This is a genomic window from Acetivibrio ethanolgignens, assembly GCF_001461035.1.
Lineage (GTDB): Bacteria > Bacillota > Clostridia > Lachnospirales > Lachnospiraceae > Velocimicrobium > Velocimicrobium ethanolgignens.
In genome coordinates, this window is record NZ_LNAM01000153.1 from 46,398 (window position 1) to 72,073 (window position 25,676).

The window sequence follows — 25,676 nt, forward strand, 5'->3', positions numbered from 1 at the left end:
TCCTAATCTTCTAAACTACCCACGCATCCCTGAAATTTGCCCGTATCGCAAACAGCGGAACAGGCAGCTTTCCTTTTGCCTTTTTTCCGTCAACGCTGTACGCTATAACTTTACATTCCTCGAAATGTTCTTTTTGACAATGCCATTGCATTGCATCCGCTTCCTGCTCCGATAGCGTATATATGGCATTGTGGTAGGGCAGAATAATCCGGTTTTCTTCAGGCATATGGCAGTCTACTAATAGCCTTTTCTTGTAACAGATTTCAAAATTCTCCAACACAAAGGGCTTTTCTCCCATGTTAAAGATTTCGATTCCATGTTCCGAAGGGCTTGTTTTGACACGGTATTCTTTTTCTGTCAGCTCACTGTCTGGTGTAACCACCATCTGAAAGCAGAGCTTCGGTCGTTCTCGGATAACGGTTGTCAGTTCATTCAAAATCCATCCGATCACTACTCCAATAACGCCAATCAAAGCAGATATAAGTTCCATCATGGTTCGAGGTCTCCTTACGGGTTAATTCAGCTTGATACCATCACAATTTTTCAGCAATGCTTTCAGCTGGGCACGAATCTTCTCCACATACTCATCTACATCTGCTTCGCTCTCCAGCGTTTTCGCCTGAAATACAACCTGACGGTTATAAGCCTTAATCACTTTCTTCGGTACCGGTTTATCGCCTGCACCAGTGTTTACTGGCGGTTTCGGCGGAGCAGGAGGGGCAAGGAGGGATTCAATCCTGTCCACGGTATTGTCCTTGTATTGACACATCGGCAGGAACATACCATCCAGCAGAGCAAGGCTCTTGCAGTCGGCTATTTTCGTTTTGCATCCTGTAAAGTAGGTGTCAGATGTAGCAATCACGTTGGATGCCTTTGCATCACCATGAGCGGCAGTATGGGTTTCCTCCATACACTGACGAACGATTTCAAGAACCTCCAGACGTTTTTCGTCCAGCATTTTGTCATGGGCAGTCTGTACTGTTGCCATCAGGGCATTCAGCTCTGGAATCCGCTTATAGTTAAACTTAGAGCCGGACTGAACCATGATGATCAGCCGAATTGTATTCAAAGCCTTATGTGCTTCCTCGTCCTTTGCAATGTAATCCAGGTCGGTACGCAGCTCCTGCTCAAAACGAACAGCAGAATCAAAGACCATAACCTGATTCTTGAAGAAGTTCTCCACACTGACCATCGCCTCTTTGCTGTCGTAAAGAGTGTCCTGTTTCTTTACGACACGCTCAACAAGGGCAAGATTGTCTTTTCTTTGAGAGAGAACATCATCCATCAGACTGATTGCAGTCTGTACCAGACCTCGATCCGGATACTTGCGATCTTCATACCGGTTATTTAACTGCGTGTAATGCTCTTTCTGAGCAGAAAATTTCTCAACGATAAATTTAATTAAACCATCCTCGTCATCCGGTACATCCATTACATCAAAGTAATCCCTCAGGAAGTCTTTGGCTTCCTTCATCATGGTTATGGAAACCATCTTGCGCTTACTGATGGAGGTCTTACCAATCTCACTCTTTTTACGAAGCATATCGGGAAGCTTCGGATCATCGGGCTGAATGGTATTCCCAGCATATTTGATGGTTACTTTCTGGTCATAAATCAGACTGGCTGCGACTGCAGCAATGTCGATTTCTTTCCAGCCGTATGGAATGCCGCTGTAACGGCTCTGAATATCTGCCATTGAAGTAGGCAGGTTCTTCATTGCCTGCATTTCCAAAAACTCTTCCATTGCAGAAGCTGCATCCCGGTTCGGCTCTGTGCCGGGAATCATCTGTTCTGACCCATTCAGGATGGATACAATATCCGCATCAGAAGCGGCATTCTTTGTAATCAGATCGAGCTTGCTATACACATGGGAAACCAGATATTCCAAAGACTGGTCGATCTTGCTCCTGGCATTTCCAGCCTTAATTTCCAAATGTTCGCCATCCACATAGAACTGTGCGGATTCAATCGCTGATTTCAAATCATCCATTGCTGACAGTTCATATTTGCTGGCTTCTTCCTGCTGGTCACGGATAATATCCTGCACAGACTTCGGCAGCTGACTGACATTGCGCTGTTTCACATACTTACGAATCTTCATAGCACTTTCCAGTGATTCGTAATAAGGCGTTTCTGCCAGAACAACAATCGCCTCGTTTCCCTTAGATTCTGTCATTAGATGCAGCTCGGACTTGTCAGAGGCATCGGTCGCCACAGTCAGGAAACGCAGCCGCATTCCACCAGTTGCCACACCAACAGTAATGCCATCTACCATCTGATCAAATGGAAAGTCATAAATTCCATATCGGAACTTTTTCGTGGTGAAAATATCACCGTAAATCATCTGAGCAATCCGCTCCACAATCGAAGCTGTGTCTACCGGTGTGTTCTTAATTTCACGCTGAATATCCTGCTCTTCATCCGTCAGGAAATTATAGGTGTCGCCTGTTCTGCCAATATAGTTCTGGCTCATCAAACGGTTGAGACATTCCCGGACAGCTTCTCTCATTGTGATTTTATCCATACGAATATCGTCTGCCATCAGAATGACGATGTTATCCAGATTCGCAGGAATATCATCAATGTAACGAATCAGATAAAGGAGCTTCAGCACATCCACATCCTGCTGTTCGATACCATCACCATTGTCCGCAGCTTTCTGGCAACGCTCAATTACCCGGCGAATCGAACCGTCCAGGAAGGTATGTACGGTATCATAGAAACGGAAGAAGGGTACAAGTGCATACTCATCCTTCTCCTGAACTTTCTGTGCTGCTTCCTGAAAGCCGGACAGCATGGAACGCTCACCGCCGGACAAATGCTTACCGGAATTTCCATGCTTACGGATTTCTGCAAACACCTTCTGCATGATAATAAACTGATATGGTACGAATGGAAAATTCTCAGAGAATTCCATCGGGCCGGAGTATCCTTTAATGTCCAGAATAGAGCCGCTGAAGCTGAACAGGTTGCGAAGAACAGAATCGTTCTGATCATAAACCCGTTCCAAAATTTGACCTGCCGGCGGTGTTTTTTTCAGAATACGTTTCTGAATCACTTCATCCACAGAGGAAGAAGAAAGGCTCAAACGAACTTTAAAGCGAGCCTGAATGCGGGAGAACTCATCCGCACGTACTTTGATGATCTCATCAATGACCTCCTGTCCAGTGCAAACGACCCAGATTTTGCCGCCACATTCACTTCCGATTTTTTCGGTCAGAGACTGGAGGTTCAACAGCATATCGGTGTCAGTACCGACATACTGACCAACTTCGTCAATCATAAACAGCAGACGGAAGTTTGCGGGTTTAGAATCCACATAGGCTTTCATATCTGCAACAAGCTGTGCTATGGAAAGGTCTGTAGCAGATTTATCATTAAACCAGGCCCGTGCATCTTCCTCGCTCATATCCAAAACTTCCATCAGAGTCGGAATAATGAACTTGCCATTAAAAGCAAAGGCACGGCGGGTTTCCATCCAGGTCTTGCCCTTCTTTTCTTCAAACACACGACGAAATTCCTCAGTCTTGCCCTGCTGATCAATATAGCGCTCAAGCATAGCAACTTTCAGATTTTCCCCGTAGTATCCAAGATGGGTATAGAACATTTTTGCAAAAACACGAAGTACCGCCGTCTTATCCTTTGTAATGGAACCTTCGATGTCAATGTTAAACAGAATCGTTTCTGTCATTCCTTTTGTCGCACGGTCAATCATCATAAAGGTAGCGGGATCGTCCTCAAACTTTTTTCGGAATCGCTCCACACTGCGAATACCTTTGACTTCTTTGTTCTCCAGCAAATAAGATAGCATTTTCAGGAAGTGAGATTTACCACTTCCAAAAAAGCCAGAAATCCAGACACCCATATCAGAGGTCGGCTGGTCAAAGGCGTCTCCGTAATAGTTGAAAAAAGTAATGAAGTGTTTCTTCAATTCCTTCGTAATCACGTATTCATTTAATTCCTGCTCAATGACATCATCGGCAGCCTGGTCAACCTTAATGACTCCATTGATTTTGCGGTTGATGTCGTCCGCAAACATTTCACGAATGATCATGGCTTTTCCTCCTTAGATTACATTAAATGCCCGATAATAGTCGTTGGGCTGAAGCCTGTTAAACAGTTTTACATGACGGCCATCAAATTCTCCCGGATACATAACAAGAATTGGGATATCCGAGAAATGCGGCTGCAGCGCTTCCAGAAGAGCATGGATTCTCATAAAAGGGAATACCTCGCCCACACCGGTCAGCATTAAAACATCACCAGGTTCGTGCGGCTCATACTGGATTTTCTCAATAAATTCTCCTTCTCCTACAGCAGAATGAAGCTGCTCCAGAAGATATCCACTTCCGTCCGCCACTTCCATATCTGGTATCTCGTCTGTGATGTCCATATCATCGCAAATGGACAGGAAAATATCATAGAGATTACAAATTTTCAGATGACAGTTCAAGCTCTGGTCTGTTGTGAGTTGCTCGACAAAATGCCGGACTGTCATTTCTTTTTCAGGCTCATAGCAGAAAATACGTATATTTACTTCATTGCTTAATCCTTTTCCTTCCAGAAACTCAGGCTCCTGGATTAAAGCCCGGACTTTATCCAGGCGTTCCTTTATGTCACTCATAAAGATCCCTCCTATGAGAAGCAGTTGAATGCAGGCAAAGCGGATAAATCTCCATTGCTTCTGATGGCATTTTCTAAAATCGGTTGCAGCCAGACAGGATTCAAATGATCTGATTTCAGGTTATCCAGATATTCTGTTTCTACCAGAACTCTCGCAAGAACCTGCTTCAATTTCGTAATTGTATTATCGCTCCAGGTGGCAACAGTGTCATCCTGTTCCTGTAAACGCATAAAATAAGTATTCAAGTCTATCTTACCAAATGAGCTGTCCCTTAATCGGTACTTCTCACCAATCACCGTAATCATAAATTCCCAGACAAGGCGGCTTTGCTTCATCATTGCATACAGACAAATCTGTTTTGCCACATCTGCAGGCTGAATAGAAATTGCCTGAATGAGTGATTCATCCTCCATTGCTCGAAGCCGTTTTATGCAGGCTCTGGCGATTCTTGAAATCGTCTTTTCTGTCGGATACTGAAAAAGGTTTTCCTCAGCAATCCTGCTAACTACTTCTGCGTCCTCCAGTCCTTCACATATCAGTTTTGCTGTTGTACGCATTTCATAAAACAGGAATGGTTCCCTGGTCAGAGAAGCGATATATGGGTATGTACTATCCATGTTGAAGCCTCCTTATTCTTGCTCAGATGACTCCGAGACCACTTCCATGATGTCATCAAAAGAACAGTTCAGTGCACAACATATTTTTTCAAGTGTATCTGTGTTTACGTTGTCCCCACGGTTCAATTTGTTGATCGTATAAGAACTGATATTTGCTTTCTCCGCTAAATCTTTCTTTTTCATGTCTTTATCAATCAACAGTTTCCAAAGCCTCTTATAGCTGACAGCCATGTACTTCACCGATCCTTTCTTGTCAACTCTGCTAAGTATACTTGCACTATTTTACATTATACCACAAACTCGCTCATTTTCAATGGATAATGTTGTGATAGCTCTGTTTTCATTGAATATTTTAATGATTTCTTTGTTTATATGATCTTAATACTTTTTAGGAAGGTTTAAATACTCTCGGACCCGATTCACAAATTGGCAAGCAGTGTAAACCTGTACAGGTTCACTCATTTTCTCGATTTTCCCTCTGGTGCAATCTTCGCAAATTTGCTTGTTGGGGCAGCATCCCCAATCCCCTTTGAACGGTATCTGCGATACCGGCTGCTCGTTCATTCTGAACGCTTCAACATAAAAGAAAAGAACCCGGACTGCCATTTAGCATCCAGGTTCAAGAATCACTTTCATATAATTAGTTTGTCTTTTCAATCCAGCCGATGAAGGTGATGACCTTTTCGAGATCTTCCTCACTCATGGTTCTCAGCTTCTCGCACAATTCACGATACGGAGTATTCGCATCGTCCAGCGGGGCGAAAAATTCTGCCGGTGTCATATCAAAATACGAGATGATATTGAACAGTTCCCTGAGAGACGGCAAGGCTGCTCCGCTGGTTATTCCACGAATGTACGAGCCACTCTTATCCAAATCCAAGCTCATCTTGTGTTCGGAAATATTCTTTGCTATTCTCAGTTCAGTAATCCTGATACGAATAAATTCATCATACTGCGTGTTGGCCATTCCTGTCCCTCCTTCCCCGATTATTGTAGTATGAATTTGAAGGCGGCGTTGGTAGTGAGAAAATGAATTTTCTCTTTATCCTTTTCTGTATTGGTGATATAATTACCAATATCGGTTTTTGATTGGCGATACCAGTACCAAGCATCTCCAAAGGAGAGATTTTTATGAATTTATTCGCTGTCAGTTTCTTTGGACACAGAGAAGTTGATGATCCGTTTGTGACTGAGCGACAGTTGGAATCAATCATCTGTGAGCTGCTTCTTACCAAAGAATATGTCGAGTTCCTTGTTGGACGAGACGGAGAATTTGATCAGCTTGTTTCATCAACGGTCCGCAGATGCAAGCGAACCATCCGTGATGACAACAGTTCTCTCGTTCTTGTACTGCCATATATGACGGCAGAATACCGGAATAATGAACAGTCATTTCATGAGTATTATGATGAAATTGAAATCTGTCTCGAATCCTCAAAAAAGCACTTCAAGTCCGCCCATCAAGTCAGAAATCGGTTCATGGTTGACCGGTCGGATTTGGTTATTTTCTGCGTAGAACACAATTCTGGCGGAGCTTATCAGACCATGCAATATGCAAAGAGTTGCCCGACAAATGGACAACCAATAGCACTTTGAAAACTTAACACATTAACCTCAAATATAGTATAATAGAGACAGATTTTAAACGAGGAGTGTACAACAAATGTCATTTGCTACAAATCAATCACAACAGATTAGTCTCTTTGATGCTACTGCAAATCTTACGGATCGTGAAGATCGGTTGTTGGAGAAGTCCTGGGCGAAATATTTTGCAGAGAACATCTTTCCAGAAATAGAGGAGGAACCCTTTTCCGTGCTTTACAGTGACCGTCCGTCCAGACATAATACCCCAGTGAATCTCGCTACCGTTGGTCGTGACGGAAAAGCCAAGTGCCGTCCCTTCATGTTCTGCTTCGAGCAGGATGGCAAGCTCTGGTTCTGCACCAACAACACCAAGGATGTCTATCAGGATATGCAGGCCAACCCCTATGTGGAAGTGTCCGTCTCCAGCCCCAGCTACGCCTGGATTCGGCTGCATGGCAAGGCGGTGTTTGAGAACAACATGGCAGTTAAGGAAGGCTGCATGAACAATCCGATTGTCAAGGGTCAGTACCAGACCGCCGACAATCCTATCTTTGAGGTGTTCTATCTGGAAGAGCCTCACGGCGTGATTGCTGACTTCTCCGGCAATCCTCCTTACGAGTTCTAAGAAGAACCGTAATGAAATCTTCGGGGCAAGGTGAAATCCCTGACCGGCAGTGACAGCCTGCGAGCGGAAACGCTGATGCGGTGAAATCCCGCAGCCGACGGTATAGTCCGGATGAAAGAAGATGTGATAAGACTCACCCCGCAGATGCAAAAAGCAATCTGCGGGGTTTTGCCTTAAATCCAAATCATATCTCAAAAGGAGAATTATGCGTACTGTTTCCGCAACCAAAATTACTGTCCGTACCATTACCATGACTGCGCTTCTATCCGCAATCGCTTATATTCTGGCGTTTGCAGAGTTGCCGGTTCCGCTGTCACCCGCTTTTGCCAGAATGGATCTTTCCGATTTTCCGGCTTTGATCGGAACCTTTGCCTTTGGGCCTGTGGCGGGTTTATTGATTGAGCTTGTAAAGAATGCTCTACAGCTTTTCTCCACCTCAACAGGTGGAGTCGGCGAACTGGCAAACTTTCTGATGGGTGCTTCCTTTGTCTTTACCGCCGGGCTGATTTATGGGTGTCATAAAACGAAAAAAATGGCATGGATTGCTGGAATTGTCGGCAGCATTGTGATAGGCGTTGTTGCGGCTGTCGCAAACTATTTCATTCTCCTGCCGCTGTTTGAGCAGTTTATGCCTTTGGAACAACTTATCGCTTCCTTTGGAGAGTTCATCCCATTTATTCATACGAAATTGGATGTGGTTCTTTACAATGCGTTTCCTTTCAATCTTTTGAAGGGACTTGTAATCAGCGGTGTTACGATGTTAGTTTATAAACGACTGCGCCCGGTACTGAAGGGTGCTGTTTAAGAAAGAGAGGTTCAAAATGGAAAGCAAGGATTATCTGGCATATTTTGTCGAGGAAATTCATACCACGGTTGTAGCAACAGTGGATGATGCCGGTCAGCCAGTTACGGCTGCCATTGATATGATGGATACTGATGAGAACGGCATCTATTTCCTGACTGCAAGAGGAAAAGGGTTCTATGACCGACTGAAAAAGCGTGGAGTCCTTGCGTTGACCAGCATGAAGGGCGAGGACACCATGCGTTTCAGCTGAAGGACTGCGTAAGAGTCGATGGAGCTTTCCAAGAAAGCTACCATTGGTTCATCAGGAGTGGTGTTTCCGTGAACATCATTCCATTTTTCGATTTTCATAGGCTTCCTCCTTATCGTTCAGGTTCTTTGCGTTTGGGAGAGTGACTGGCAGGCACAGCCTTTTCTGCGGCCTGCGCCAGTTTTTCTATGACCGATTCACGCTTCGAAGGTTCGATCTTGTCCAGCTGACTTCTCAGCACCTTTGCAACCTCTACGGCAGTTTCATCACGAGACTCTGCAATGGCCGTATCCAGAAATTCACGGTATGGTGCAGTTTTGCCTACGGCAAGGTCTGCCTTGATTTGCTGGATATGCGCCTGCATATCATCGACCTGATCCATATATTCATAGGGGTCGAAGTTCTCAGCAAAACGGTCGAGCTTGAACGCAAGCTCTGCGATAGGGTCATTCACCACAACCGCCTGCCTGCCAACCTCAAAAGCCTGTTCCATCACCTCCTCATAGACCATGGCACGAAGCTCCCTGTGTTCCAGACCAAAGGATTCCAGAATTTCTTTTCTGGCTTCGATCATGGACAAATCCGGGTTATCCAGCTGACCGCCATCTATCTCGTTGTAGTTCTCATCAAGCAGAGTATAGTCGTAGCCATCCTCACAGGTCTGCACCGCCAGGATTCTGTCACGCCCAACTTTCCATGCCGCTTCATCCCCCATAATCTCAGGCTCTGCCATGTAGGTTGCGCCGTTACGTTCCATGATTTCTGCGAACTGGCAGATGTGGAACACATTGTAGCCAACCTGGGTGTGGTACTCGTCGATGAATTTGCAGGGTTTCACGACAGTTTCATCAGGATAGTGAATCTGGACACAGCCGCCGTCAGGAATACGGAATAAGTCCTTATAGTGGCTGTCAATAAATCGGATGTCCTTGCCATCCGGGTTAAACTCATTTCTCATTTGCGTTTTCCTCCGTTATCAAATTCCATCGTGAACTGTGTCTTTCCGTCATCCGAGACGGACATATACACCGTGGCGTCAAAGGTGTTTCCGGTTTTGGCTGATTTACAGCCTTTCAGTTTGATTTTCCCGGAGCCGAGCAGCTTTTGTGCCGTGGCACTGGTCATGTTCTTGCCGATACTCTCGAAGTAACGGTTGTTTTTCCAGAGGGCAAACTTACAGCTCCGGTTGGAACAGAAAAATGCCTTGGCTTTGTCCTCTACGGCGCTACCGCAGACAGGGCATTTACCAATGGCATTTGCTTTTTTTGACAGAAGAACCTCAGAATCACGGATCACCTCATAATTCTGAATCAGACCGGCAATCACATCTTTGATCTCATCCATAAAGTCCTCGCTGGCGTATTCGCCTTTCTCAATGAGAAGCAGCTTTTCTTCCCAATCTGCTGTCATAGATGGGGACTGAATCTGTTCGGGCATAACTGTTACCAAAGCTGTACCCTTGTGGGTCGGAATCAGGTACTTGGTTTTCTTGTCGCCTTTACGCTCCAAGAAACCGATACGCACCAGTTTCTCAATGATACCGGCACGGGTTGCAGGTGTTCCCAGACCTTTGCGCTCCACCTCATCGGACATTTCATCCGCACCAGCAGTTTCCATACTCTGCAGGAGCGTATCTTCGGTGTAGTGCTTCGGAGGGGATGTTTTTCCTTCCTTGATTTCCGTGCTGTTAACAGCCATATCATCGCCAACGGAAACAGAAGGGAGAGCCTGTTCCTTTTCATCAGATTTTGTCGAACTGCTTTTCCTGGCAAGAGCTTTCCAGCCATTATGCAGGATGGTTTTTCCCTTGGCGGAGAACGCTGTGCCGCCGTAGTCCAGCTCAATGACTGTCTCTGCGTATCGGTGCGGATCTCCGACAGCCACACACAGGCGGGTGGAAATCAGTTGCAAAATTGCAAGCTCGCCCTTGGGAAGCTCGCTCAGATTGCATTTCTGCAATTCTCTGGTAGGGATAATGGCATGGTGGTCTGTGACCTTTTTGTTATTCACAACCTGTACTGCATGGACAGGTACATTATCCACACCATCCACGGGGAATGTGTTGAAAGCCATCTTCACAAGGTCAGACAGGCTGTGCGCCATATCATCCGTCAAGAACCTGCTGTCGGTTCGGGGATAAGTGACCAATTTCTTTTCATAGAGGTTCTGGGTGTAATCCAAGGTCTGCTGCGCCGTGTAGCCCAGCACACGGTTGGCATCTCTCTGTAAACTGGTCAGATCATAGAGCGCAGGCGGCTTTTCACTTTTCTCTTTGCGTTCCGCTTTTGTGACCGCAGCGACAGAGCAGCCTCTGCTGACTGCTTCGGCATCCGACTTCTTTTTGAAGCGTTCGCTTGCTGCCGTAAATCCATCCAGTCCAATCTGAACCGTATAGAAGGGTTCCGGTTTGAAAGCGGCAATGGCTGCTTCACGCATGACTGCCATCGCAAGGGTGGGAGTCATGACTCGACCAACATTCAGGGTTTGCCCATAGAGGGTAGAAAAAAGCCGAGTAGCGTTAATGCCAACAATCCAGTCGGCTCGCTCTCGACACAGGGCTGCTTCATACAAAGCATCATATTCAGTTCCAGGCCTAAGATTTTCAAAGCCCTCCCGGATAGCGGAATCTTCCATGGAAGAAATCCAAAGTCGCTCAAATGGCTTTCTGCACCCGGCTTCGTGATACACCAGACGGAAAATCAGTTCACCCTCACGACCGGCATCTGTTGGTTAGTTTTTGTAGGTGAGTTACTACTAGATTTCACTACTCAATCATGCCTAATGCACCGATGAACTTGTAGTGAATTTGAATTTTTTGGACTTTCTCGCCGTCAATCTCTTCGGCGGGAAATACTAGAATTTTGTCGATAAGCTGATGAAGCATTTTGAAATTCAACTCCGTAATGCCCGCATACTCACTGACCTCATCAATGAAGTCTTGGATGTTTGCCAACTGCTCTTTCCCACTATTTTTCTCGTTCTCGTACTGTTCAAGCTTCTCCGACAGCTCTTCCTGCTCTTTATCCAGTCTGTCGGTCATCATCTTGAACCTACGCTCGGGAATAAGCCCCTTTGACAAATCCTCGTATAACTGTGCATACAAGTCATCTATCTCGTTAATTCTCGCTTTACACTGCTTTATGGCTCTCTTATGCTTCGCCTTGCCCTCTGACAGCTTAATATCCAAGCTCTTGGCAATATGCCTGACCATTTCCTCTCTATCCGTAACAGCAAGCTCTGCGTGTCTCTGAATGTCTGCAAGGACAGCTTCATGTAGCATTCTCGCTTCAAGATTATGCGCTCCGCAGGCATTTCTTCCGTACTTGCGGTAGGTACTGCAACAATAAAAGGTCTTATCCAGCACATTATCCCTAATCCGCCTATATTCCACCTTTACAAGCATTGTCCTCCCACAATCCGCACACCTTAGCAGACCACGAAAAATATTGTCATACTCTGTTCTTTCAGTGTTAAAACTGTTACTGCGACTGGATATGATTTTCTGCACCCTGTCCCATTGCTCCTGCTGAATAATGGCTTCATGCGTATTTCTTATGATTTCCCTGTCAGCAAATGCAATGTACTTCCGTTTCTTGGTTTTCATGGATATTGTCGGCTTGCACTCCACCGTAAGATGTCCTGCATATGTGGGACTGTGCAACAGCTGACTGACATACGCATTATCCCAGTCATATATTCTGTCATCATCCATGAACCGCTCAAACATTTCCTTCTTGTGACAGCTTGGTTTAAGGATTTTTTCATCATGCAGTCTTTTACAGATGCTGTGCAGTCCCAGTCCCTCATCTGCCAAATCAAAAATGTACCGAACCACTGGAGCAACCTCTTCATCAATTATCAGATGAGTGCTGTCTGACGGGTCTTTCTTGTAGCCATAGGGAGCTGTTGAACATAGATACTTTCCCTGCATTCTCCTTGTATGCAATGCTGATTTGATTTTCTTTGAAGTATCTCTTGCATACATTTCATTCATGATGTTTCGGATAGGTGCCATCATTCCCAAATGGTCATCCTTATCGGAGTCATATCCATCGTTAATCGCAATGTATCTGACACCATGCTCGGGGAAAAAGATTTCCATGTAAGTACCCGTTTCAATATAATTTCTTCCCAGTCTCGACTGGTCTTTGGTAATTACAATCGCGACCTTTCCATCACGAATATCATCCAGCATTTCTTGAAATGCTTCTCTGTCGGAATTAGTGCCACTGTAACCGTCATCCACATAATACTTGCAGTTCCTAAAACCATTCTTCCCTGCATAATCCATAAGCATTTCCTTCCAAGAGCTAATATGTAAAGGGTGGTTTCTGCCACCTAATACATATGACTGCGGCTCATTTGTGGTGAATTGAAAAGCAGTTGTAGGAAAGGAGTTAAAAAGTCCGTATAACTGCTTGAAATCACACAGAAAGGAGCCTTTTGCCTATGAAATCTATATTTGAAGAAATGGGCGGCACTTACCGTCAAGAGGGCGATTATCTTATCCCCAACCTTGTTTTGCCGGACACCAGCGACTATAAAATCGGCAAATATGGCTGTCTGCGCCGCAGCTATCTGAAAGAACACCGTCCGTCCCTGTATAGCACTCTGGTTTTGGATGGAATACTGTTCAAACATTTGGCAGAGATCGACCAAGCTTGCAACGAGCGTATGGAAACTATCATCTCCGCTATGGTGAAGCAGGAGGGCGTAACCGAAGCCTTAAAAGCGGCTGACCAAATGGAATGGGTGCGTCGCAAAAACAGCATCCATAATCGAGCAGAGGAAATCGTGTTGAGCGAACTGGTATATGCCCTGTAAATGTAAATAGTATAACGCAAGCCCGTGCTTCCGGCAATATGAACTGGAGGCATGGGCTTGTTTTTTTGTCTGCGCCACGGCATTCTACCTTGGTAACACTTCCAAAGACAAATATCAAGGGTCTTCGATGAACGGCTATGCCGCCCTTGACATCTGCCTATGTCAGCGTTAGGCAGCAATCAAGGCGGCAACGGATAAAACCGCTGCCGCCTTCCCTCAATTTATTTTGTTTCGTCTGTTGTATTAGCAATCAGTCGGTCAAAATCGCTCTGATACAGCCTATCTTGGATAACACGATATTGCTCAAACTCGCTCTCGGCAAAGGCTTTTGCTATAGCTGCTGTAACCTTGCCTTTGTTCTGCAATATTTCCGCATCGTTGAATTGTAGAAACGCATCCAGCTTTGTAGCCCAATCCGTCATTGTCATGGGAATATGCCGCCGTGCCTGACGGGTGGCATAGTCCAGATACATCGTGACAATTTCATTCAGCTCCTGCATTTCATCTTTGGACAAGTAATTTTTTGCAATAGAAACATCCGCCTTTACAATCTTGCCGTCGGGGGCGTTGCGCCATGAGGTCAAACCCATATGCTCCTTTGTGTGGTTGGCTCTTGCCATAATCACCTCGGCAGCGGTATTGCCGTGGACAGCGTAGTGCATTTTATTCTGTACGGTTGCAAAGAAATCTTTCGTGATTTGGCTGTCCAGAGAGTAATCCACTGCTGTTGCATAAATGTCCGTGATTTTCTGATAGAACCGCCGTTCACTGGCACGAATCTCCTGAATCTCAGAAATCAGGTGGTCAAAATAATCCTCATCGAAAATCTGACCGTTGATCAGTCTGCTCTTGTCCAGAACATATCCCTGTTTGGTAAAGGTGTTCAGTACCTTTGTTGCCCACTGCCGGAACTGCGTTGCTCTGTCAGAATTGATGCGGTAGCCAACGGCAATGATGGCAGACAGTGAGTAGAATTTATATTGGTAGGTTTTTCCGTCGTCCGCAGTTTGTGCAAATTTTGCACAAACTGAATTTTCGTCTAATTCACCGCTTTCAAAAATGTTCTTCAGATGTTTGGTAACAACACTTCTGTCCACATCGAAAAGCTGCCCGATGGCTTTCTGTGTCAGCCATACATCGTGATTCTGCACACGGACTTCAATACCTTCTTCGTGGGCATCTCGTGTAAACACAAGGAAATCAACGGTGCTGTTTCGTATCTGCAATTTATTGCTGCCCTGCGTGGGCTTTTTCTTTTCTGCCATTTTCTATCCCTTCCTATCATTCCTTCTTATCCTTCGCTCTGCTCTTGTAGACATTGTGCTTATTTTTGCACTGGGGGCTGCAAAATACGGCGCTGGGTCTGCTGGCAACAAAAGGCTTCGAACAATGTTTGCACAGGCGAATGGGATTATCTTTATCTGTCAGCATGAAGCTGAACATCATCTGCACTCCAAGCATCAGGGAATGAAAATCCCAAATGATAGTGGGCTTATCCAGGAGGGCGATTCTGTAAGTCGGGGCGATGCCGCCAAAGGCTTCCATACCCTGCTGAAGCAGCATTCTGTGATCCGGCGTTATCATATCATAATCCTCGTAGTAAATCACAGAGGTCATGTAAGTAAACGCCAGATCGTTAAACTGCTGTTTAATCCATTCGTATCGCTCGGCGTATTCTCTCTGGAAGCTCATATTCACCGCCATCGGCTTATCGCTCATGGTCATAGCCAGTGCCATCATAATGCGGTCATTGTTGATATTCCACATGGACTCCACGCCACGCTTGACCACTTCCGGCTTATCAAAGGGGAAGAACAGATCCAGATACTTTTTCGTGGACATGGTTTCTTCCTTAATGAAATGGTTTTTCGGAAGATAAACCGCTTCATAGTCCATGAAGTTAGGTGTGGTAGGCAGTGCAGTCATCAATCCAAGCAGACCGTATTTCAGCGCAAACTGCTGAATTGCTTTCTGAATTTCCTTATCGTTTTTATTCTGCGCTTCCATGCGACCGATGCTGATGGCATCCAGAACGATACTCTGATATTCTGCCAGCGGGTCATAGATGCTGGGCTGAGCCGTTTTTGTGGGGGCCAGATACATCGTACCGTCTGCCGCCGCTTTCCATTCGTATTCACTATATCGCACCCAGTTGGAGCTGGTGCGTTCAAACAGGCTTTTCATTTCAAAAACCTCCGCTATGTATTGTAACCCAAATAACTTGAAATTATATTAACATTATACTATTTCTTCTTTGCTGTTTCAACTGCTTCACTGTTATCTGCTAAAAATTCTTTTTCCAATAAAGTCATTGGCTGCTTTCCGTGCTTATCCATGAGTGCGGCAAGCAGCTTTTTTCGTATCTTTTTGAACATAGTCGCCCGTACTTTTCGGATGTTGCGGTCACTCTGTCCCCGGATAGCGGCAATCCTTGTGGAGCTGAACAGACGGACAGCGCACAGGAAAAGCAGCTCCTTATGATTTTCATCCAGATCACTGAGAATTTGACTCAGATATTCATCTGTCACCAACTCGTGTATATCATAGGGGCAGTTGAAGATGGTGTCAATAAAATCTCCCTTGCGCATCTGCCGTTCCAGTACATCATTCAGGTAATCCGGGAAGTACAGCTCGTTAGCGGAAGCGCCGTAGTCCAGTGGAACATCGTCTCCGCTACGACTTAATTCGTGATGGCGTTCCCTTCGCTCCCGGTTGGCATCCAGCTTGTCCCACCATGCGATCACCTTTTCAAAATCTCTGGTAGTTCTGGCGGCGTCCTCCAAGCGGGCAAGTGCTTCTGCCCGCAGCTCCCGCTGGAGCTTCTTGCGTTCCGGTTCTTCATCACTGGCGTCATCCTCAATGGGATGTTCCTCGGCATCGGCTTCCACTCTGTCGATGATACTCTGCTCAAGAGCGACCTGCCGCTGCACCTGTTCGCTATGCTCAGCTTCCGCTTCATCGGGATCGCCTGTATCGCTGACGTCCTCGGAATCCTTCTTCCTTCTTTTTCGTTTCGGCTTGTCGGGAGAATCGTCTGCTTCTGCGTCAGAGGAATCCTCGTCATCCCAAAGGGCATTTTCATCTTCATCCTCGTCATCGTCTATATCGTCATCATCACGAATTTCATATTCTTCTTCATATTCATAGTCATCATCGAACACCGCAGACACCTCCCTTCAACAATATTTTTGAATTTTTCTTCAATTCTGCAAAAAACGGTTCCGCTAAGCACCCCGAATTTCTCCTATTAGTGAGGAGGTAATATAATTTGCCTGTTTTAATATTACTTCCGATACAAAAGAAAGGAGGAATCGTCTATGACGCAAATCTATCGTGAGCTGACAGGTCGGGAGAAACAGCGAATCAAAAAGCTGATCACTTCCCGCTGCGCCAACTATGACAAGGAATACGGATGTCTGCCGCTGGACTGTGAATGTCCCATGTTTGGTATCTGCTACACCAACAGCGCACTGTGCAGAAAATTTCGCAACGCACTTTTGCCAACAGCCCCGGAGCTGCAAGCCGTATTCCAGCCCATGCCGCTGACTGTCTGCAAGCAGTGCGGCAAGGTTTTCCCAAAAGAGGGAAAACGAGTCTATTGCTTAGAACGCTGTGCCGAAGAAGTCAGACGAGCGCAGACCGCAGCCAGAGTGCGGAAGCACAGAGCAAAGCAGAAACAAGATACGGTGTAACCATTTTGCTCTTGGAAAGTCTTGTACCGCAAGGTTTTTTGAGGGCATTTCTGCGCCTGTAAGGTGTTTGCACACTTTGCTCGTTTTTATCCCCACAAATGGTTACACGCAGTCGGAACCAACAATGAAATTATACACGAAAAAGATGAATTTTTCAATCTATGGAGGTAATTTGCCTATGGCGAAAAACGAAGGAACCAACAATTATTCTTATATGACACGCGGGATCGGCGGCACTACCTACAAGGTCAAGGTGGTGTTCAACGATTCCGAAGGTGAGACGCTGGAAGATAAAATTTTACGAATTATTCGCAACGAAACGGTTACAAGCGACGGAACTTGTGGTATAATAGAATCACCACAAATGAGCCGACAGTCTGAAAGGAGCGCATCATGAGCGTGAAACAGACTGTGGGACTTGATTCCCAGAAAATTACGGCATTGTACGAGAGATTGTCCCGTGACGATGACCAGGTTGGCGACAGCAATTCTATTGTGAACCAGAAAAAATATCTCGAAAGCTACGCTGAGCAGAGAGGTTACTCTAACTGTGTCCACTATACCGATGACGGTTGGAGCGGAGGAAATTTTGAGCGTCCCGCATGGAAGCGGCTGGTCGCCGATATTGAAGCTGGAAAGGTGGCTCATGTTCTGGTAAAGGACATGAGCAGAATTGGTAGAGATTATCTGCAAACCGGATTCTATACTGAGGTCATGTTCCGGCAGCACGATGTTCACTTTGTCGCTATCGCCAACAGCGTGGACAGCGACGATCAGAACAGCAATGAGTTTGCTCCGTTTCTCAATATCATGAACGAATGGTATTTGCGAGATTTGAGTCGCAAGCAGAAAACAGCCATTCGTGTCAAGGGCGAATCGGGCAAGCCTACCACCAACTGTGCTATCTACGGTTACAAGAAAGAACCGGGCGATAAGTACACCTGGCACATTGATGAGGAAGCGGCGGCAGTTGTGCGTCGTATCTTCCGATTGACCATTGAGGGCAAAGGTCCCTATGACATTGCCCGCATCTTGTTCGAGGACAAGGTTGAAACCCCTGCCGTCTACTTCGGCAAGCAGAATAAGGGAGTTTGGAAAAGTAAAGAGGAATTTCCAAACCCTTATAACTGGAGTGGCTTTGTTGTCGGTCAGATACTTGCCAAGCCCGAATATATGGGGCATACGGTAAACTTCCGTTCTCACAAGCAGTCCTACAAGGATAAAAGCGCTGTTATGAACCCCAAAGAGGACTGGCTGATATTCGAGAACACCCACGAAGCCATTGTAGATAAGGAAACGTGGGAATTGGCACAGCAGCTCCGCAAGACACCACGACGGCACGACACTTTGGGCGAAGCCAATCCGCTGACTGGACTTCTGTTCTGTGCTGACTGCGGAGCGAAAATGACCAATCACCGTTCCAAAGGCGGTACGAAGAACAATCCCTATCCCTCTGATTTTTATGATTGCTCCGCCTACACACTGGCACATCAAAAGCGCACTCATGCTTGCAGCGGTCACTATATTCGGACAAAAGCGGTCAGAGAGCTTGTTTTGGAAACCATCCGAACAGCCAGCACCTTTGCCATCTACAATCAGGAGGAATTTGCCGCAAAGGTACGAGCCGCATCGCAGATCAGACAAAAGGAAGCTGCAAGGGACACCAAGCGCAAGCTTAACAAAGACCGCAAGCGTATTGCCGAGCTGGATACTATCATCAAGAAGCTGTACGAATCCTTTGCCATCGGACGCATCACCGATGAACGGTTTGACAGCCTGCTTGCCGAGTACGAAGCCGAGCGAAAGGAACTGCAAGCGTCTGTTGCGGATGCCGAGCAGCGGCTGTCCTCTTTTGAAAAAGATACCGCTCGTGTGGAGCAGTTTATGGAGCTTGCCCGTAAATACACGGATTTTTCAGAGCTGACCACACCGATGATCAACGAGTTTATTGAAAAGATTGTTGTTCATGCCCCGGAAAAGATAGACGGCGACCGTGTACAGGAAGTGGAAATCTATCTCAAATTCGTCGGTAAGTTTGAGCTGCCTGCCCCTGAACTGACAGAGGAGGAAGCCAAGCGACAGGAGTTTTTGAAGAAAGAACGTGCCCGCAGCCGTGAACGCTACCAAAAGCTGAAATCCGGCGAACGTAAGGTTGGCGTTCCAATCATACAGACCTGTAAATGCTGTGGCAACACCTTTGAGGCAAGGTCAACGGCAAAGCTGTTTTGCAATCCGAACTGTCGTGCTAAGTTTTACCGACAGGAAGCAGCAAAGGAGCGCAGTCGTGAAGTTGTTTGCGAGAACTGCGGTAAGACTTTTACCACAACAAGGTCGGATGTGAAATATTGCTGCGATGCGTGCCGATACGAAGGGCATCTCAAAGCACAGAAAGTGCGAAACGCCGCAAACAGGGAAAGGAAAAAAGAACAGTCGGCGCTTGATATTCCAGCCATTGAGGATAGCAAGCAGGAGCAGAAAACAGCATGATAAGCAGTGATTTGGCAAGTGGACAAAATGTCCACTTGCCATTTTTCGTTTCAGAGCCGTAAAGTGAAAGTTCCCAATTTGGGAACTTTCACCCCGACCTGTATCAAGTGGTAAGTGGACATTTTGTCCACTTACCAAAACCACAATTTGTATCGCCGCTATGCGGCAGAAAGGAAACTCTATGAATTTTATGAACACCACCACTCCCATCATCATCGGCATCGACCACGGGTATGGCAACATCAAGACCGCCCACTGCTGCTTCAAGACGGGCGTTGCCGCCTACGACAAAGAGCCGACATTCAAAAGCAATCTGCTGATTTATGAAGGCAAATATTATCTCATCGGTGAGGAACACAAGGAATTTAGATCCGACAAAATGACCGACAGCGACTATTATATTCTCACCCTTGCCGCTGTTGCCCGTGAACTGAATATCCGCAAGCTGACCTCTGCCCGTGTCCACATTGCCGCCGGACTTCCGCTGACTTGGGTATCCGAGCAAAAGGATAGTTTTAAGGCATATCTGCTTCAAAACGAAAGCGCCGATTTCAATTTCAAGGGTGTTGACTATCACGTTGATTTTGTCGGTGCAGACATTTTCCCGCAGGGCTTCTCTGCTGTTGCTGACCGCTTGAGAGAATTCAAGGGAATCAATATGCTCTGTGACATCGGCAACGGAACCATGAATGTTATGTATATCAACGAGTGCCGTCCTTCGGCGAAAAAATGCTTCACCGAAAAGTACGGCACCAACCAGTGTATGCTTGCAGTGCGTGAAAATCTGATGAAGCAGTTTGGCGTATCGGTGGACGAAACCGTCCTTGACAGGGTAATCCGCCATGGCACGGCAGACATCAGCGAACGCTATCTGACCGCCATCCGTGAAACTGCAACTGATTATGCTGCCGGTATCTTCCGCAGACTGCGTGAACACGAATATGACCCGGAGCTGATGCGTCTGTATGTGGTGGGCGGGGGAAGCTGCATACGCCTTTTACTACATACTCAGAAGAAGTTCTTGGTGAAGCATTGAGTCAGGATGTTCAAGACGCATTTTCTGAAATGTACGATTCATTAGGATACTAAAGCGAGGTGCATTATGGCTGTTGTTGAAGTTGTAAAATATGATGGAAGTCCAGACATATTTGCTTGGAAATATCCAAATACAGAGTTAGGGACATGGACTCAGCTAATTGTAAATGAAACGCAAGAAGCTATTTTGTTAAAAGGCGGTATGGTGTGCGATGTTTTTCAAGCGGGACGGCACACATTAGATACAGCCAATATCCCCATGCTTAATAAAATTATCAATCTCCCGTTTGGTGGCAACTCTCCTTTTAGTGCAGAAGTTTGGTTTATCAATCGAGTATTTTCCCTCGATATTAAATGGGGAACACCAAGTCCGATTCAGTTACAAGATTCCAAATATAAGGTTTTTATTCCCGTTAGAGCCAATGGGCAGTTTGGGGTACAGATTGAAGATTCTAAAAAGTTCTTGCTGAAGTTGGTTGGAACGCTCCCACGCTTCGATAAAACAACTATGTTAAAGTTCTTTCGGGGTGTGTATCTGACCAAAGCAAAAGATGTTATTTCATCATATTTAGTACATAAAAATATTAGCATCTTGGAAATTAACGCCTACCTTGATGAAATATCGGTATATTTGAAAGAGCGAATTTCGCCTGTTTTTGACGAATATGGAATCAAACTTGTTTCATTTTTTGTAAATGATATAAGCGTTCCAGAAGATGATACTGCGGTCAGACAACTCAAGAATGCTCTTGCCAAGCGAGCAGAGATGGATATTGTTGGATATAGCTATCAGCAGGAACGCTCGTTTGATACTCTGGAGGGTGCGGCGAAAAATCCCGGTTCAATGCAAGGTGACTTGATGGGCGCCGGCATCGGATTCGGAATGGGTATGGGAGCCGGAGGAACGATTGGTCATCAGTTCGGCGGACTGGCTCAAAATATAGTGGTCAATGAACACAAAGAATGCCCTAAGTGCAAAGCTGTTATAGGGAAAAACGAAAAGTTTTGTCATGTCTGCGGATATAATACAGAGCAACCTGTCAGTACAGAACCCAAGCAAACAATTAAATGTTCGGGATGTGGCAGTATGCTTAGTGAGAACTCCAAGTTCTGCCATGTATGCGGAAAAAAATATAATCCTTGCAAAAAATGCAAAGCCGATGTTCCTGTAAATGCAACGGTTTGTCCGTCGTGCGGAGCAGATGTTCCTATTCCTTGCCCCAAATGTGGTGCGCCGCTTTCAGGAAAAAGTAAATTCTGCCCAGAATGCGGTCATTCCCTGATTAAGCGATGTGGGAAATGTGGGAATGAGCTTAATGGAAATCTGAAGTTTTGCCCCGAATGCGGAGCATTGACCGGGGGTGATCAAGATGGTTGATAAATATAAGGGGATTGCCGCAATTTCCGGTGTGCTTGTGATGCTATCCACTGCCTTAGCGTTTTATTTGCTTTTTGAAAACCTCTTTGATGTAAAAATCCAATGGATTTCGCTGTTGTTCTTGCTCTTGTCAGAAGCAATTTTGATGGCAAAATTTTTGTTGATTCGCAAACAAACAATTATTGCAGATGCTCATATATCAAGTAGCGTAATTCATATTGTACTGGTTTTTCTTGCGGCTGTTTTGTTCATTGTTTTCAAAGAAGAAGCCGCAAAAATGTTTATCCTAATAAATGTGGTTGGGCTCTCTGTACTCATAATAGCTGACCTTTTGATATACTATACGCAATGTCATACAGCAGAAAACGGCGGCGAACAGATGGATGCACAGAAAGTGCTTTATCACTGTATTTCACAGGTGCAGCAGTTATCTCTGCGACACAAGGGAACATCGTTTTATACAGACCTTTGTAGGATAGAAGAACTTTTGAAATATAGCGACAACACAGCTATTACTGGAGTTGAAACGAAAATTGGAGAACTTATCTCAGAACTATCAACTCTGCTGAGCAATGAGAATGTTGATTCTGCTCTAATCTATACAAAAACCAATGATATTGCAGCGACCATTCAAGAGCGAACTGCCCAAATGAAACATATTAAGCGTGGTAAGTATTGATGATGGATGTCATCAAAAACAAATGAGAAGGAGATATAAAAAATGCTTTGTAAAAATTGTGGAGCCAATATTGGCTCGGAAACTTCAGAATGCCCGTATTGTGGTACAAGAAATGAACAAGAACCTACTCAACAGGCAGCCAATGTAGCACCTGTTCAGAAAGCAGAAATCCAAAAATCATCAAATCCTCTTTTGGGAAAGGAGTATGCTTTTTCTGGAAATGATTTGATAATTAGGGGACGATGGGGAGTTAAATATAATGTTACCGTGGGAGAGGATAGGTTGAATTTTGAAACTGTTCCTGCTAAGAAGAACAAACTTCCTGCTGTTATGTTGGAAGATATTATGGCTATCCAAGAAAGTTTTCACATGAGAACATTTAATATTGTTCTGGCTACTTTGGGCATACTGTGCGGACTTGCCGGAGGCGGAATTTGGTGTTGGCTCATTCCGGTTGTTGTTTTCCTGCTGTATCGTGAAAGAAAGATGAAAATTCATCTTCGTAACGGCAACATCTTGACTATTTATTCTGACAACAAAGGAAGCATAATAGAGTTCATTGATGACATGAGAAAAATCACGAAGATAAAATAAAGACGAGGCATAGGACATGGAGAAATGTGCTAACTGCAATGGCGAATTACGCTTGTCCGCAGACAGAAAGAAACTGGTTTGCGAATATTGCGATTCAGAGTTTTATATCAATGAGAACGATACAGGAGGCGGTTCTACCAGACATTCAGAAGAAAGTTTGGCGCTTCAGCTTCTGGATACATCAGCCATAAAGACTTTTGATAATGATCATGGCTTGAAATCTTTCCAAGAATTGTGTGCCTGGATTAACGCTGGAGATACAGTCGAAACTTGCTTAGAGGGCTTGAAAGACTTGGCGAAACAGCACACAGATTGGGCGATGGACGGTGTCAATACCGATTTACTTAATAAAGCAAAAAAGCAGATTGGGAATCAACTATCTTTAGATGAACAGATACTGTTTTTCAAAGATAGTGGCATCATTGCAACCGGAAAAAGTGGTGTTCTTATCACAAACAAAACTCTTTACATCTTTTCCAAGAAAAATGTGCGTAAATTAGCTATTGCCGATATTTATTCCATTCACGCACTTGCTCTTGTGTTGGGAAATGGCAAATGGTACTTTAATGCGAACAAGGATTTGGAAATTGATAATATAGCCTGTTCTCCAACAGAACATGGACTAATCATGGCGTTGGTTTGCTTGCTTGTGAGAGAATACCGTGGATATGGTTACAAGATCAAAGTTTATAAGGGTGTGCTATAAGTTGATTGGGGAGCTACAGTTATAAAAATACTGTCGCTCCCCAATTTTTTTGTTTTTGTGTTTTTTTGCAGAAAAACCGAGGGCGTAAAAAATCTTGTGTCTTTGGATCTTGAATCTTTCTGATAAAAATTAGATATGTAAAATTTAGCTGTCGACTTTAGGATTTTGGTGTTGTCGAATCTGTCTTTCTATTTACAGTATAACCATGTGAGAAGATTTTATACACCTTTTTTGATTTTTTTGCATGACAAATAAGGCATTGTATTGATTGCTTTTTGTGGGCGCTGCCCACACCCGACCTCTGGAATAGAATCGGGAAATTCTGGCAATAATACAAATGCCGACGGAATAGAAAGGAAGCGGGAATGGTGAGCTTTGGAGCAACGCCATTCCTGCTTTTCCTTTTTTACAGATAATTGGTAAGCCGTTCTCCATACAGGACAATCAGCTGATTCAATACCTGATCCCAGTTCCGATACCTCTGCGTCCATTTTTTGACTACATTTTCACTGGCAAGGTACAACATCTTTTCCAATGCTGTATCGCTTGGAAATACACTCTTGGTTTTCGTAACTTTCCGGTACTGACGGTTCAATCCCTCTATGATATTTGTGGTGTACATAATGCGCCTGATGTCGTCTGAAAACTGGAAAAAGGAACTTACATCTTCCCAATTATTTTCCCAGTTGCTGATAGCATAGGGATATTTCTTTCCCCATTTCTCCTTAATATTCTCCAATTCTGATAAAGCTGCTGTTTCATTCGGAGCATTATATACCGCTTTGAAATCCGAAGAAAACTTTTTCAGATCAGTATAGTTTACATACTTGAAAGAATTACGTAGCATATGAATGACGCATCTTTGGATCTCTGCCTGCGGATAGACTGCCTGAATGGCTTCTTTAAAGCCCGGAAGCCCATCTACACAGAAGAAAAGGACATCTTTTACTCCGCGATTCTTCAGATCATTGAGCATTCCAAGCCAGAACTTGCTGGTTTCATTGGCTCCTACTGTGATGCTGAGGATATCTTTATACCCTTCCACTGTAACACCAAGAACAACATAAGCAGCACGGCTTAAGATCCTGCCATCCTCCCGGACTTTGTAATGAATACAATCCATAAAGACAAAAGGATACACCGGGTTCAGAGGACGGGACTGCCACTCCTTGACCTGAGGGAGAATCTTATCTGTGATCTTGCTGACCATTTCAGCTGATAATTCAATTCCATAAAGATCCTGAAGCTGATCATGAATGTCACGTGTACTCATACCACGTGCATACAAAGAGATTACTTTTTCTTCAATCCCGGAAATATCCCTCTGATATTTAGGAATCAGCTTTGGTTCAAACTCCCCATTCCGGTCTCTTGGTACGTCAATTTGGAATTCACCGTACTGGCTTTTTAAGTTTTTTGTGGAGTGACCATTTCTTTTATTGTCTGTCTGCAGATCTCCCTTATGATTTTTTTCATAACCGAGGGTTGCATCCAGTTCCGCCTCCATCAGCTCCTGCAGGATATCTTTGAAACTATCTTTCAGAAGCGTGTATACATCTGCAACGCTGCTAATGTTGTTTTCTGAGATAATCTGTCGAATTTGTTCCTTTGCAACTGCCATAAAAATACTCCTTTTCGATAAGAATTGTCATATCTGAATTCTTACCAAAAAGGAGCCATTTCTTACCAAAAACACAAACTATTTTACACTACCACGATGGAAGAACACCCGGATCTATTCTTTTAATTAAAACATAGGCAGATGAATAATTCCATACG

At 44.8% G+C, this 25,676-nt stretch carries 24 protein-coding genes, 2 pseudogenes and 1 riboswitch; of the genes and pseudogenes, 13 read left to right on the forward strand and 13 right to left on the reverse strand.

Annotated elements, in window-relative coordinates; all coding sequences use genetic code 11:
- Positions 1–10 precede the first annotated feature (10 nt).
- From ASU35_RS08975 to ASU35_RS09005, 6 genes are all read right to left on the reverse strand, one after another.
- Positions 11–493, reverse strand: coding sequence for a hypothetical protein (locus tag ASU35_RS08975; RefSeq protein ID WP_058352688.1), 483 nt, complete (start codon positions 491–493; stop codon positions 11–13).
- Positions 494–514: 21 nt separating this feature from the next.
- Complete coding sequence (gene brxC, locus ASU35_RS08980) at positions 515–4,054, reverse strand: BREX system P-loop protein BrxC (protein ID WP_058352689.1); 3,540 nt, start codon at positions 4,052–4,054, stop codon at positions 515–517.
- A 12-nt stretch (positions 4,055–4,066) separates the two neighbouring features.
- A complete protein-coding gene (locus ASU35_RS08985; RefSeq protein WP_058352690.1) occupies positions 4,067–4,624 on the reverse strand; it encodes a DUF1788 domain-containing protein in 558 nt (185 codons plus the stop codon).
- An 11-nt stretch (positions 4,625–4,635) separates the two neighbouring features.
- A complete protein-coding gene (locus ASU35_RS08990; protein WP_058352691.1) occupies positions 4,636–5,241 on the reverse strand; it encodes a DUF1819 family protein in 606 nt (201 codons plus the stop codon).
- A gap of 12 nt (positions 5,242–5,253) precedes the next feature.
- Entirely contained in the window at positions 5,254–5,472 is a 219-nt protein-coding gene (locus ASU35_RS08995) for a helix-turn-helix domain-containing protein (protein ID WP_058352692.1), read from the reverse strand.
- Positions 5,473–5,881: 409 nt separating this feature from the next.
- Positions 5,882–6,208, reverse strand: coding sequence for a helix-turn-helix domain-containing protein (locus ASU35_RS09005; protein ID WP_058352694.1), 327 nt, complete (start codon positions 6,206–6,208; stop codon positions 5,882–5,884).
- A 164-nt stretch (positions 6,209–6,372) separates the two neighbouring features.
- Between ASU35_RS09005 and ASU35_RS09010 the strand changes: the two genes are divergently transcribed.
- The 4 genes and pseudogenes from ASU35_RS09010 to ASU35_RS09025 all read left to right on the forward strand — a co-directional run.
- Complete coding sequence (locus ASU35_RS09010; protein ID WP_058352695.1) at positions 6,373–6,837, forward strand: hypothetical protein; 465 nt, start codon at positions 6,373–6,375, stop codon at positions 6,835–6,837.
- Positions 6,838–7,054: 217 nt separating this feature from the next.
- Complete coding sequence (locus ASU35_RS09015; RefSeq protein WP_058352761.1) at positions 7,055–7,450, forward strand: pyridoxamine 5'-phosphate oxidase family protein; 396 nt, start codon at positions 7,055–7,057, stop codon at positions 7,448–7,450.
- Between the two features lie 12 nt (positions 7,451–7,462).
- A riboswitch (FMN riboswitch) is annotated at positions 7,463–7,577 on the forward strand.
- A 78-nt stretch (positions 7,578–7,655) separates the two neighbouring features.
- Positions 7,656–8,255, forward strand: a complete 600-nt coding sequence (locus tag ASU35_RS09020) for an ECF transporter S component (RefSeq protein ID WP_058352696.1) — start codon at positions 7,656–7,658, stop codon at positions 8,253–8,255.
- A gap of 16 nt (positions 8,256–8,271) precedes the next feature.
- Positions 8,272–8,493 (forward strand): annotated as a pseudogene (locus ASU35_RS09025) ((4Fe-4S)-binding protein); the annotation flags it as partial.
- Positions 8,494–8,614: 121 nt separating this feature from the next.
- Here the strand turns inward: ASU35_RS09025 and ASU35_RS09030 are convergent.
- The 3 genes and pseudogenes from ASU35_RS09030 to ASU35_RS09040 all read right to left on the reverse strand — a co-directional run bounded on the left by ASU35_RS09030 (position 8,615) and on the right by ASU35_RS09040 (position 12,799).
- Positions 8,615–9,460 carry an LPD16 domain-containing protein gene (locus ASU35_RS09030; RefSeq protein ID WP_058352697.1) on the reverse strand — a complete coding sequence of 282 codons (846 nt, stop codon included), beginning with the start codon at positions 9,458–9,460 and terminating at the stop codon, positions 8,615–8,617.
- Positions 9,457–11,229: pseudogene (locus ASU35_RS09035) on the reverse strand (type IA DNA topoisomerase); the annotation flags it as partial. The pseudogene ASU35_RS09035 and the gene ASU35_RS09030, both read right to left, overlap by 4 nt.
- Before the next feature lie 37 nt (positions 11,230–11,266).
- Positions 11,267–12,799, reverse strand: coding sequence for a recombinase family protein (locus ASU35_RS09040; protein ID WP_479714986.1), 1,533 nt, complete (start codon positions 12,797–12,799; stop codon positions 11,267–11,269).
- A gap of 152 nt (positions 12,800–12,951) precedes the next feature.
- Here ASU35_RS09040 and ASU35_RS09045 point away from each other — a divergent pair, with 152 nt between their 5' ends.
- Complete coding sequence (locus ASU35_RS09045) at positions 12,952–13,326, forward strand: TnpV protein (protein ID WP_058352698.1); 375 nt, start codon at positions 12,952–12,954, stop codon at positions 13,324–13,326.
- A gap of 221 nt (positions 13,327–13,547) precedes the next feature.
- Here the strand turns inward: ASU35_RS09045 and ASU35_RS09050 are convergent, their stop codons facing one another.
- The 3 genes from ASU35_RS09050 to ASU35_RS09060 are packed head-to-tail and all read right to left on the reverse strand — an operon-like array spanning position 13,548 to position 16,487.
- A complete protein-coding gene (locus ASU35_RS09050; protein WP_058352699.1) occupies positions 13,548–14,591 on the reverse strand; it encodes a virulence RhuM family protein in 1,044 nt (347 codons plus the stop codon).
- 16 nt (positions 14,592–14,607) lie between these two features.
- Positions 14,608–15,510, reverse strand: a complete 903-nt coding sequence (locus tag ASU35_RS09055; RefSeq protein WP_058352700.1) for a hypothetical protein — start codon at positions 15,508–15,510, stop codon at positions 14,608–14,610.
- A 59-nt stretch (positions 15,511–15,569) separates the two neighbouring features.
- Positions 15,570–16,487 carry a hypothetical protein gene (locus ASU35_RS09060; RefSeq protein ID WP_058352701.1) on the reverse strand — a complete coding sequence of 306 codons (918 nt, stop codon included), beginning with the start codon at positions 16,485–16,487 and terminating at the stop codon, positions 15,570–15,572.
- Between the two features lie 156 nt (positions 16,488–16,643).
- On the opposite strand from ASU35_RS09060, the gene ASU35_RS09065 reads away from it, so the two are divergent.
- The 8 genes from ASU35_RS09065 (at position 16,644) to ASU35_RS09100 (ending at position 23,897) form a co-directional block, all read left to right on the forward strand.
- Positions 16,644–17,018: a cysteine-rich VLP protein gene (locus tag ASU35_RS09065; RefSeq protein WP_058352702.1), complete on the forward strand. Its 375-nt coding sequence runs from the start codon at positions 16,644–16,646 to the stop codon at positions 17,016–17,018.
- A gap of 178 nt (positions 17,019–17,196) precedes the next feature.
- Positions 17,197–17,415, forward strand: a complete 219-nt coding sequence (locus ASU35_RS09070; protein WP_058352703.1) for a transposon-encoded TnpW family protein — start codon at positions 17,197–17,199, stop codon at positions 17,413–17,415.
- Positions 17,412–19,505, forward strand: a complete 2,094-nt coding sequence (locus ASU35_RS09075) for a recombinase family protein (RefSeq protein ID WP_058352704.1) — start codon at positions 17,412–17,414, stop codon at positions 19,503–19,505. The genes ASU35_RS09070 and ASU35_RS09075 overlap by 4 nt, the downstream gene beginning before the upstream one ends.
- Before the next feature lie 181 nt (positions 19,506–19,686).
- Entirely contained in the window at positions 19,687–20,541 is an 855-nt protein-coding gene (locus tag ASU35_RS09080) for a ParM/StbA family protein (RefSeq protein ID WP_058352705.1), read from the forward strand.
- Between the two features lie 66 nt (positions 20,542–20,607).
- A complete protein-coding gene (locus ASU35_RS09085) occupies positions 20,608–21,918 on the forward strand; it encodes an SPFH domain-containing protein (RefSeq protein WP_058352706.1) in 1,311 nt (436 codons plus the stop codon).
- Complete coding sequence (locus tag ASU35_RS09090) at positions 21,911–22,597, forward strand: hypothetical protein (RefSeq protein ID WP_058352707.1); 687 nt, start codon at positions 21,911–21,913, stop codon at positions 22,595–22,597. Before ASU35_RS09085 ends, ASU35_RS09090 begins: the two co-directional genes overlap by 8 nt.
- A gap of 42 nt (positions 22,598–22,639) precedes the next feature.
- Positions 22,640–23,191, forward strand: a complete 552-nt coding sequence (locus ASU35_RS09095) for a sarcosine oxidase subunit delta (protein WP_058352708.1) — start codon at positions 22,640–22,642, stop codon at positions 23,189–23,191.
- A gap of 16 nt (positions 23,192–23,207) precedes the next feature.
- Positions 23,208–23,897, forward strand: a complete 690-nt coding sequence (locus ASU35_RS09100; RefSeq protein WP_058352709.1) for a TFIIB-type zinc ribbon-containing protein — start codon at positions 23,208–23,210, stop codon at positions 23,895–23,897.
- A 406-nt stretch (positions 23,898–24,303) separates the two neighbouring features.
- Here ASU35_RS09100 and ASU35_RS09105 read toward each other — a convergent pair whose 3' ends face one another.
- Positions 24,304–25,518, reverse strand: a complete 1,215-nt coding sequence (locus ASU35_RS09105; protein ID WP_058352710.1) for an IS256 family transposase — start codon at positions 25,516–25,518, stop codon at positions 24,304–24,306.
- Positions 25,519–25,676 lie beyond the last annotated feature (158 nt).

Excerpts from the sequence above, each read along its gene's own strand:
- ASU35_RS08975 (WP_058352688.1), bottom strand. The coding sequence starts at position 493 with ATGATGGAACTTATATCTGCTTTGATTGGCGTTATTGGAGTAGTGATC.
- brxC (WP_058352689.1), bottom strand. The coding sequence starts at position 4,054 with ATGATCATTCGTGAAATGTTTGCGGACGACATCAACCGCAAAATCAAT.
- ASU35_RS08985 (WP_058352690.1), bottom strand. The coding sequence starts at position 4,624 with ATGAGTGACATAAAGGAACGCCTGGATAAAGTCCGGGCTTTAATCCAG.
- ASU35_RS08990 (WP_058352691.1), bottom strand. The coding sequence starts at position 5,241 with ATGGATAGTACATACCCATATATCGCTTCTCTGACCAGGGAACCATTC.
- ASU35_RS08995 (WP_058352692.1), bottom strand. The coding sequence starts at position 5,472 with ATGGCTGTCAGCTATAAGAGGCTTTGGAAACTGTTGATTGATAAAGAC.
- ASU35_RS09005 (WP_058352694.1), bottom strand. The coding sequence starts at position 6,208 with ATGGCCAACACGCAGTATGATGAATTTATTCGTATCAGGATTACTGAA.
- ASU35_RS09010 (WP_058352695.1), top strand. The coding sequence starts at position 6,373 with ATGAATTTATTCGCTGTCAGTTTCTTTGGACACAGAGAAGTTGATGAT.
- ASU35_RS09020 (WP_058352696.1), top strand. The coding sequence starts at position 7,656 with ATGCGTACTGTTTCCGCAACCAAAATTACTGTCCGTACCATTACCATG.
- ASU35_RS09030 (WP_058352697.1), bottom strand. The coding sequence starts at position 9,460 with ATGAGAAATGAGTTTAACCCGGATGGCAAGGACATCCGATTTATTGAC.
- ASU35_RS09040 (WP_479714986.1), bottom strand. The coding sequence starts at position 12,799 with ATGCTTATGGATTATGCAGGGAAGAATGGTTTTAGGAACTGCAAGTAT.
- ASU35_RS09045 (WP_058352698.1), top strand. The coding sequence starts at position 12,952 with ATGAAATCTATATTTGAAGAAATGGGCGGCACTTACCGTCAAGAGGGC.
- ASU35_RS09050 (WP_058352699.1), bottom strand. The coding sequence starts at position 14,591 with ATGGCAGAAAAGAAAAAGCCCACGCAGGGCAGCAATAAATTGCAGATA.
- ASU35_RS09055 (WP_058352700.1), bottom strand. The coding sequence starts at position 15,510 with ATGAAAAGCCTGTTTGAACGCACCAGCTCCAACTGGGTGCGATATAGT.
- ASU35_RS09065 (WP_058352702.1), top strand. The coding sequence starts at position 16,644 with ATGACGCAAATCTATCGTGAGCTGACAGGTCGGGAGAAACAGCGAATC.
- ASU35_RS09070 (WP_058352703.1), top strand. The coding sequence starts at position 17,197 with ATGGCGAAAAACGAAGGAACCAACAATTATTCTTATATGACACGCGGG.
- ASU35_RS09075 (WP_058352704.1), top strand. The coding sequence starts at position 17,412 with ATGAGCGTGAAACAGACTGTGGGACTTGATTCCCAGAAAATTACGGCA.
- ASU35_RS09080 (WP_058352705.1), top strand. The coding sequence starts at position 19,687 with ATGAATTTTATGAACACCACCACTCCCATCATCATCGGCATCGACCAC.
- ASU35_RS09085 (WP_058352706.1), top strand. The coding sequence starts at position 20,608 with ATGGCTGTTGTTGAAGTTGTAAAATATGATGGAAGTCCAGACATATTT.
- ASU35_RS09090 (WP_058352707.1), top strand. The coding sequence starts at position 21,911 with ATGGTTGATAAATATAAGGGGATTGCCGCAATTTCCGGTGTGCTTGTG.
- ASU35_RS09095 (WP_058352708.1), top strand. The coding sequence starts at position 22,640 with ATGCTTTGTAAAAATTGTGGAGCCAATATTGGCTCGGAAACTTCAGAA.
- ASU35_RS09100 (WP_058352709.1), top strand. The coding sequence starts at position 23,208 with ATGGAGAAATGTGCTAACTGCAATGGCGAATTACGCTTGTCCGCAGAC.
- ASU35_RS09105 (WP_058352710.1), bottom strand. The coding sequence starts at position 25,518 with ATGGCAGTTGCAAAGGAACAAATTCGACAGATTATCTCAGAAAACAAC.